The 7386-nt window shown below is 45.7% G+C and carries 5 protein-coding genes and 1 pseudogene; 3 read left to right on the top strand and 3 right to left on the bottom strand.

Annotated features, from left to right (window positions below; translation table 11 throughout):
• The first annotated feature begins 192 nt into the window (after positions 1–192).
• Both B3K91_RS10305 and B3K91_RS10310 read left to right on the top strand, forming a co-directional pair.
• Entirely contained in the window at positions 193–888 is a 696-nt protein-coding gene (locus B3K91_RS10305; protein ID WP_292594973.1) for a Crp/Fnr family transcriptional regulator, read from the top strand.
• A gap of 7 nt (positions 889–895) precedes the next feature.
• Positions 896–1336 carry a DMT family transporter gene (locus B3K91_RS10310; protein ID WP_213917992.1) on the top strand — a complete coding sequence of 147 codons (441 nt, stop codon included), beginning with the start codon at positions 896–898 and terminating at the stop codon, positions 1334–1336.
• 751 nt (positions 1337–2087) lie between these two features.
• Here B3K91_RS10310 and B3K91_RS10315 read toward each other — a convergent pair.
• Positions 2088–2288 carry a hypothetical protein gene (locus tag B3K91_RS10315; RefSeq protein WP_214078195.1) on the bottom strand — a complete coding sequence of 67 codons (201 nt, stop codon included), beginning with the start codon at positions 2286–2288 and terminating at the stop codon, positions 2088–2090.
• 297 nt (positions 2289–2585) lie between these two features.
• On the opposite strand from B3K91_RS10315, the gene B3K91_RS10320 reads away from it, so the two are divergent.
• Positions 2586–4601 (top strand): alkyl/aryl-sulfatase, encoded by a 2016-nt coding sequence (locus B3K91_RS10320; protein WP_292594979.1) that lies wholly within the window; start codon positions 2586–2588, stop codon positions 4599–4601.
• Positions 4602–4869: 268 nt separating this feature from the next.
• On the opposite strand, the gene B3K91_RS10325 is transcribed toward B3K91_RS10320, so the two are convergent.
• Together B3K91_RS10325 and B3K91_RS10335 are read right to left on the bottom strand one after the other, a co-directional pair.
• Entirely contained in the window at positions 4870–5226 is a 357-nt protein-coding gene (locus tag B3K91_RS10325; protein WP_213917995.1) for a helix-turn-helix domain-containing protein, read from the bottom strand.
• Positions 5227–5593: 367 nt separating this feature from the next.
• Positions 5594–7040 (bottom strand): annotated as a pseudogene (locus B3K91_RS10335) (IS5 family transposase).
• Between the last annotated feature and the right edge of the window lie 346 nt (positions 7041–7386).

Below are 7386 nucleotides of genomic sequence, written 5' to 3' on the forward strand. Positions count from 1 at the left end.
TTGCAACTGAGCTTTTACAAGCAACCAACGAATTCTAAGAACGAAGAACAGATCCTCGCTCCGGAACGAACAACGGGTTTTCCTCCGCAACGGAGAACTGTCGACAGTGAACCCACAGGCGAGTCTTAATAGACATCTGTCCTATTTCTTCAACTTGCGCTGGTAATATACTATTATGCGGGAGGGTTGTTCATGAAGGTAATTGGACACAGAAAACAAATTACGGAATACTTGTCGAGATTTGATCTGGCAGCGCTTCTAGACAAAGCTGTTATAGATCAGTTTGAGCTGCACAGATTCGAGAGAGGCGAAGACATTTTCACTATAGATGAGCGGCCAGAGTACCTCTACTTTCTTGTGAAAGGAAAGGTCAAGGTTTCGATCCTCTTGAGAAATGGCAACAGGGTATTGCTTAGATTCTGCGTCCCTCTTTCTTTGCTCGGCGACCTGGAAATAGCCAATGACTTCGCTGTCAAGACTTCGGTTTCTGCAGTTTCGGAATCAGAACTCCTGGCTCTGAGGCTTTCTAAGGTAAGAGAGAATCTGATGAGCAATCCTGCCGTCCTGAGATTGATCATTCGCGAACTGTCTTTCAAGCTTTATCATAATGCCGTCGTGAAGACATTGACTTCATCGGCCCCGCTAAAGACGAGAATCGCAACTTATCTCCTGCTAATGACCTCAGATGAAAGGAATGAAAGAATGCTGGATGAACTGGAAACTGAAAGTCAAGCTGAGATCGCCGAGCTTCTGGGAGCTAGCTACCGCCATGTAAACAGGGTTTTGAACGAACTGGGCCGAGAGGGAATATTGAGAGTCAGTAGATCACAGATAAAGATAATCGACTTCGAAAAACTCAAGAATCTTGCCTCGGATCTATACGGGTGAATGAAAAATGATTAAGGGTATTCTCTTTTCCGTGACTGCAGGCATAGTTATCGCCATGCAGAGCGTTTTTAGTGCGAGACTTAGCGAAAAAGTCGGCTTTTTTGGCTCTAATTTCTTCATACATGGTACTGGTTTTCTCCTTGCTTCATTTCTTCTACTGCTTTTCGGAAGAGGCGAGCTTAGCATCGAATCGATCAAAGGACTGAATCCAATCTATGCAACTTCGGGGTTCATAGGCGTTCTAATTATCTTTAGCATTGCACAAGGCGTATCTGCTCTTGGCGCCAGCAGAGGGATCGTGATAATTGTTATCACACAGATAATTTTCGCATTGATAATAAATGTCTTGGGTTTGTTCGGTGAAACACCTCTTCATCTAACTCCAGCGAAAATCACAGGTCTGCTCTTAATGCTTTTCGGCGTCCTGATCTATCAGCTATCAAAGTGAAACAGACGAAATGCAGAGTTTTTCAGAGCATCAGAAACCGTATCCCTCGTGCTCCAGTATGACTGCGTAGTGTTGTTTGAAGACTCCGTGGTCTGTCATACCAAGATGGCCTTTATACTTCTTGTTTGCTGAGAGCTGTGCGTGGCTATTGTCGGTCTTTTTCGTGACTCCATTTCACACCGTGCTACAGTCAGTGAACTTTGTGCCATAGGGAGATGTGTTTGTCATTGCTCTTAAGGACTGGAGAACTAATATGTAAAATGAAGGCTCCATAAGAGATACGGCTGGTCTTGGTCGCAACTGCAGAACGAATTGTAGTCCTCAAATTTGGATTTTATATTGCATGAATAACTGGGAGGAACCCCGTGGTTGATCTACGACAATCATAATTCACTGATCCCGGGAAGCAAGAAAGTTCGGAGAGATCAGTTCTGGTTCTCAGACAAGAACTAATTTGGTGAAATCCAGCTCTGTCGGCTGACGGATCTCGAAAACGAATAATGGATTTGAATCTCAGAAAGCCATACCTGCTAGGGCAACTCGAGCATATCCCATGCATGAGGTTCTGAACAGCTCCGAAGGAAACAAGGATCATCACGGTGGACGAAGATAACGTTCCTATAGTTGCGGAAAAACAAGACAGAGGTCGACTTCAGTCGAAAGTGCCAAGAAGGGGCATCAGCATCGTATTGACACACCAATCCCGATAACGCTCGCTCGTGAACCGCTGTATACAGTCTTGCTGAATAGCTTAGATGGCTAGAAAAATGAAGCAGTCTTCGCCGAAATCCAGAATACCATAAGAAGTGAAAGAATCTTCATGGACATTAGGAGCTGTCTCCTGGATCGAGTTCAGAAACAGTAGTACTCTTTTAATAAACCAGGAGATTCTGGTCATCTCGTAGAAAACTACTCCCGAAAGGGAAACAGTGACTTCCATAGCATTCTTCATCAACTAAGCTCACATGATTTCAGAGGGTTAATCGGGATTCTGCGATCTTGCGCTTACGAAAAAAACGAAGCTGTGACGAACAATAGAAGGCTTTCTAAATGCACTATCAATGGACTTGTGTTTAGATCGACAAACATAGATCTGTGCAACTTCTTTAGGTCGCTCTCCTTCTGATGCATTGGAATCTGCCACAAGAAGCGTAAGCTATTTGAGTAAGGTTGAAGGCTAATGTAGTTTGGAAAAGTGAGTCGCTAAAGATCTCTGCGATTCAATTCAAATTGAGTGGGGAGGTTGTCTATGTTTTCAAAGAGAGTGCTGTTGCTCGCCGTGCTGCTGGTTACGTTTGCATTTGCAAATTCCAGTGAGACAGGTCTGATTAATTTGAACAACCTGCAGAAGGAGGCCACAGAAAAGACCGCAGAAATAAACCGCAGTTACTATTCGCTTCTAGATTTCGACGACGAATCCGAGTATGAATTCGCAACCAGGGGGCTGATAGCTGCGCCGGAAATCCTGGAACTGAAAGACAGTACCGGGAAGGTTGTCTGGAGTCAGAAGGCCTACGGGTTTCTCGATGAATCCGAGACGATTCCGGACACCGCAAATCCCAGTCTGTGGAGACACACTGTTCTCAACCACTCATACGGGCTTTTTGAAGTCTGTGATGGCATTTACCAGGTCCGCGGTTATGATGTCACCAATCTCACGTTGATCGAGACTGAGAGCGGCGGCTGGATCATCTTCGATCCCCTGATGAGTCGCGAGTGCTCTGAAGCAGCCATGAGACTCGTCGAAGAACATTTCGGCAAGCGTCCCTTGATGGCTATAGTGATCAGTCACCCTCATGTGGATCACTTCGGAGGAATAAAGGGGGTCATCCAGGAAGATCAGGTTGCGGATAGAAGCCTGTCTATCGAAGAACAGATCTCCTCGGGAAAAGTCCCGATTATCGTTCCCGAAGGCTTCACCGAACACGCCGTGAGCGAGAACCTTTTCGTCGGAACCGCGATGACGAGGCGTGCCGCGTACCAGTACGGTGTTTTACTGGAGAAAAGCGAAAGAGATTCGCTGTCTATGGGTATAGGCCTTGGACAGTCAACCGGTACATTGACTTTCATCTTGCCCACCCACGAAGTGAAAAAGACCGGTGAGAAGATAGTCATCGATGGTGTTGAGATGGTATTCCAGATGACCCCGGGAACGGAAGCACCAGCAGAGATGAACACGTATTTTCCGCAGTTCAAAGCTCTGTGGATGGCCGAAAACTGCACCGGAACACTTCATAACCTTTACACGCTGCGCGGCGCAGAGGTACGCGACGGCAATGCTTGGGCCAAGTATATACTCGAGGCGATCGCCCTGTTCGGTTCGGAGGCTGAATTGACCTTCCAATCCCACAACTGGCCTCACTGGGGGAACGATGTCATCATAAAATACATGGAGGATACGGCAGCCGTGTATAAGTTCATACACGATCAAACGCTGATGTACATAAATCTCGGTTACACTTCCGACGAGATATCCAACATGATACACCTGCCCGAGTATTTAGAAAAAGTCTGGTACACGCGGCAATACTACGGCACGGTCGCGCACAACTCCAAGGCAGTTTACCAGAAGTATATGGGCTGGTATGACGCCAATCCCGTAAATCTGAATCCGCTGACCCCATCTGAAAGAGCCAGGAAGTTCGTCGAGTATCTGGGTGACACCGACAGGGTGCTTGAGATGGCTTACAGAGATTTTCTGGCCGGAGAATACCAGTGGGTTGCCGAGATCACGAACATTCTCGTCTACTCAGATCCTCAGAATACGGCAGCCCGCTATCTGTGCGCAGACGCCCTCGAGCAGCTCGGCTACCAGTCAGAGTCGGGAACGTGGAGAAATGCATACCTTACAGCCGCACTGGAACTTCGCATGGGGAATCTGAAGGACGAGTCAAAGCTCGCAAAGGGAAGTACGGATATTCTCACGAACTTGACCGTTGAGATGCTGCTCGATTATATGGGAATGCTTATCGACGCTAATGAAGCGGAGGATATTGATATAACTTTCAATCTAGTTTTGACCGATTCACACGAGAGATATTTTGTCCACCTGTTTCACGGAGTACTGCTTTACTACAAGGATCAGACTCGCGAGACCGCAGATGCGACACTGACATGCCCGAAAATCGGTCTGTTGACCATTATAAGCATGAACGAAGCGCAGCAAAAACAGCTGATCATAATCGACGGCGACGAAGATATCCTGAAGAAATTGACTCAGGCAATGGTGACAATGGACAGGACTTTCAATATAGTCGAACCATAAAAAACGGCCGCCGGCAAGCTTTCGGTAGATTCAGCTCCGTATTTTATGTGGCTATACTATCTCGTATAGCTGTGCGGACTTTCTTAAGGACTCACGGAAGCCAAATGAGAAAGGTAAAGAAAAGCGTGCTTTCGTCTTAGTTAGGTTGCTGACGATTCATAAGAAGTGACATAGTTTCTTGCACTCAGGCCTGATGGGGGCAGGTGATGTGGTCCTCTTGTTAATTTGAGCCGGATAAGATTGTCGAGCCTGCATCCAGCGGATGGTTTTAGTTCTGTTCTCGAATGAGGGTTCCGATTCGGATCCCTTCATCATTAATAACCGCATACTTTCCTTCGGGAAGCTCTTCAAATCTGACCGTCCGAAAGCCAGATCTCATTTCTTCGCTGATTTGCGTTGTTTTCTGCGTTTCTCTTGCAGTAGACAACTGCTCTTCATCGCCGCCTTTTGCATTCCAATCGAGCTTCTTCTGTATTGTCCATTCGTCTACCAGATACCTCTTGCCGATTCTAGACGCCCTGAGCGTACCTTCATTTATCCACTTTCTTATTGTCCAGGGTGTACAATCAAAGATCTCTGCCACTTCTTTCGTTTCATAGTATTTCCTTCCATTCATTTCAACCATTTCCATTCGCTCCTTCCAATCTATTCTATTATATTCTATCATAATCTAATATAATTACTTCTCATTTGACAGGTATCCATGAAGCAAGGGCAAATACTATCTAGACGGAGATGATTGTTTGAAGAACGTTTATTGATACAGGCAACCATTTTGGGCATCGCTTTTCTTAATTCTTCTCGATCCCGATTGCGCTTCTATTATTTGTCTCAAGAATGACCCGTTACAACCACCGTCTTACTGTCATAGCGAAGTCAAGGAACCGCATGACCACAACATAATAGGTCGCAAGACTACTTAGGGCTTCCTGAAAAACTGCTACCTTCTTCCAGTTAAAGAGGTCGTCATGTTCAAGAGAGTAGTAGTTGACTCACAATATGTGGATTTTGACGTAGAACACCCTCGAAATTGCTCCGATTTCTCCCCAGAATAGCCATCGGAAAAATGAAAGAAATAAGCCCCTCAACCAGCGGGCAAGGTTCATTGCAATCATCGCAAAAGCGATCATGGTTTCGCTTGTTTCTTTCAGCTTTCCCCGGATAAGCCCCAGTCCATATTTCCGCTTTCCTTCTCCAATCTTGCCTTCAACTGCGTTCCTCACTCTTGCATCTTGTATCATGATCTTTCTCTCTTCTTTCTGTATCTGTGNNGTTCTTCCTTCCCAGTCTCGGACCAGTAATCCTTATCCCTCTTTCCTGGCAATAACGTATGTTCTCACGGTTACGATACAGTTTGTCCACCAGCACCACTTCAGGATAGTAACCATAAGTCTGGCGGTATCGTTCTACGCTTTCTTTCATGGTTGCTCCTTCATTGAAGTTCTCCCAGCTCAGCTTTTCAATTTGAGCAAGTCCGTTGACTACACTGATTGCTATCTTGGCTCCGAACTCCGTGGGGCTTTTCTTCTTCCCTCGCTTGATAGGGCGTATATGTGGTTGGCTGATGCTGACTATTCGATGATCGATTCTGCGAATCTTTGTCTGGTACATCGTGCTTTGCTGATTGTAAAGTGTTCGGATCGTTTCCAGTTCTTTTCGTTGTTTCTGGTTCAATGTGTCTTGCGATTGTTGTCTCAACATCTCTTCGATGATTTTAAGGTCTCTTTTGACATATCTCAGTTGTTTCCCTATGGCTTTTCGCATCTGTAAAGCTCGAAACTTCGGCTTTTTCGCCACAACCAGGTATTGCATGCGGGCTTTGTTTCTGTATGTTCGTGGCTTCTTTGGCTTGTCTTCTCGTTGATCTGCCTTGTAGAGGGTGTCGATGATTCTTTCAAGTTTTTCTCTCCCCTCATTCAACAGCCTCAGATCGGTGGGATATTGTATGTCACTGGGAGCACAGGTAGCATCCAGTAACAACGTCCCTTTGTTGGGACTGGATGAAGGCGGTTCTTCTTTTGTTGGTCTTTCAGCTCTTTGGATGTATTGTATGATCATGTCGTTGATGTCTTTCGCATTCTCAAAGCCAAAGCGCCTTCTGAAATGCACCATCATGGATGCGTCAAACAATGGAACCACCTGGTATTCTTTCATTCCCAGAAAATACTGCAAATACGGGTTCTCCGCAACCTGTGCTGCTGTCTCTTCATCGGTGTAGTTCTTCATCGCCTGTATTACCAGTGCACCAAATGCGATCCTTGCACTCTTTGCAGGTGCTCCCATTCCAGAGTCTGCAAACAATTTAGCATATCTGTCTTCAATCTCTTTCCACGGTATGATCTCACTCAGTCGAACCCATTGATTCTCTTTTGACAGTACTCTTGTCAGTGATCCTCCGAATCCAACCATTTCCATCTGGTTCTCTTTATGTCTCCTCAGAAACATCTTCGTCATCACCTCGGTGCAAGCTTTTTGAGTCTATACCTTGTTTCCCCTTGCACCATTATACCACATTATTCGCCTGTACTTCACTATTCATGCGCTTTGTGTGCTTTTTCAGGAAGCCCTAGATAGAAAGAGTCGTGTGGCGTGGAATCTATCTTTGATGAGAGGCGAAAGATGAGAATACTCGCTTTGCTTATGTACGCAACAGCGGTTGTTTGCACAACTCTCGCTTTTTCGGGAAGTTTTGAGACGGCAAGAACCGAAGAAATCAACGGTGTTATCAGAGTATCTGATGGATTAGTCATGATCGGTCTTTCGAGAAATACGATGAGCCATATAT

The sequence above is a fragment of the Mesotoga sp. UBA5847 genome, assembly GCF_002432735.1.
Classification (GTDB): Bacteria; Thermotogota; Thermotogae; order Petrotogales; family Kosmotogaceae; genus Mesotoga.

Excerpts from the sequence above, each read along its gene's own strand:
- B3K91_RS10305 (WP_292594973.1), top strand. The coding sequence starts at position 193 with ATGAAGGTAATTGGACACAGAAAACAAATTACGGAATACTTGTCGAGA.
- B3K91_RS10310 (WP_213917992.1), top strand. The coding sequence starts at position 896 with ATGATTAAGGGTATTCTCTTTTCCGTGACTGCAGGCATAGTTATCGCC.
- B3K91_RS10315 (WP_214078195.1), bottom strand. The coding sequence starts at position 2,288 with ATGAAGAATGCTATGGAAGTCACTGTTTCCCTTTCGGGAGTAGTTTTC.
- B3K91_RS10320 (WP_292594979.1), top strand. The coding sequence starts at position 2,586 with ATGTTTTCAAAGAGAGTGCTGTTGCTCGCCGTGCTGCTGGTTACGTTT.
- B3K91_RS10325 (WP_213917995.1), bottom strand. The coding sequence starts at position 5,226 with ATGGTTGAAATGAATGGAAGGAAATACTATGAAACGAAAGAAGTGGCA.